The organism is Halorubrum sp. Eb13 (assembly GCF_002252895.1).
Taxonomy (GTDB): domain Archaea; phylum Halobacteriota; class Halobacteria; order Halobacteriales; family Haloferacaceae; genus Halorubrum.
In genome coordinates this window covers 1-1,007 of record NZ_NHPE01000079.1, presented here as the reverse complement: position 1 = coordinate 1,007, position 1,007 = coordinate 1, and the positions used below count along the sequence as shown (strand labels likewise).

Sequence of the window (1,007 nt, the reverse complement as noted above, 5' to 3'; positions counted from 1 at the left end):
CGCGAGGCGGGCGCAGGCGAAGTAAGGACCACAGGAGCGAGCGAAGCGAGTGACGAGGACCGCAGCGAGCGTGCGCCCGCCTCGCGGCTGGGGCTTTGGAGGTGTTCGCCTCCGATCCGTCAGCAACTGCGTATAACCGAGCGGCCGGGGCTTTGGAGGTGTTCGCCTCCGATCCGTCAGCAACTGCGTATAACCGAGCGGCTGGGGCTTTGGAGGTGTTCGCCTCCGATCCGTCAGCAACTGCGTATAACCGAGCGGCCGGGGCTTTGAAGGTGTTCGCCTCCGATCCGCGATCGACCATTTATAAAAAGACGACCGATTCAGGGCGCGACGCCGACCGTCAACAGCGTCCCCCACGTCCGGTAGCGGTCGACCATCGCCTCGCGGGAGTCCCAGTCGTCGGTGGGGAACTCGGTCGCGTCCGGGATCTCGATCTCTCGGTCGGGGACGTTGTCCTGTTCGGCGACGTACAGCCCGGCGTCGCGGAACGCCTCGCGGTACTCCTCGCGGCTCCACAGGGTCATCTCCACCGCGATGTTGTCCTGCCACGCGTGGGTCGATTCGCTCTCCGCGAAGTAGTTGACGGCGCAGTAGAAGGTGCCCCCGGGCTTCAGCACGCGTCGGATCTCCCGGAGCGTGTTGCGCGGGTCGGCCGCGTAGTAGAACGCCTCCATCGAGAAGACGTGATCGAGCGAGTCGTCGGCGAACGGCAGCGCGTCGAAGTCGCCGACGAGGAAGCCCACGGCGTCGTCGTCGGTGTAGCTCCGGGCGTTGCGGACCATTTCCGGTGCGCCGTCGAGCCCGAAGCCGCGGCCGATGCCGCGCTCGCGGAGCGCGCGGAGCGCGTAGCCGGAGCCGGTGCCCAGATCGAGGACGGCGTCGCCCGCCTCGACCGGCTCGCGAGGAGTTCGATCAGTGGGCGACGTCGGGGAAGGACCGCGGGATGGAGGACAGACACTGGCACACCGCCAAGCACGTGCTCGCGCGGATGCCGGTCGAGGCGGGCG

2 pseudogenes are annotated in these 1,007 nt (G+C 68.0%); one reads left to right on the top strand and one right to left on the bottom strand.

Features of this window, described 5'->3' with window-relative positions:
• Nucleotides 1-320: 320 nt before the first annotated feature.
• A pseudogene (locus tag DJ75_RS08880) lies at nucleotides 321-902 on the bottom strand (class I SAM-dependent methyltransferase); the annotation flags it as partial.
• Here DJ75_RS08880 and DJ75_RS18165 point away from each other — a divergent pair.
• Nucleotides 899-1,007, top strand: a pseudogene (locus DJ75_RS18165) (SAM-dependent methyltransferase); the annotation flags it as partial. The pseudogenes DJ75_RS08880 and DJ75_RS18165 overlap by 4 nt on opposite strands.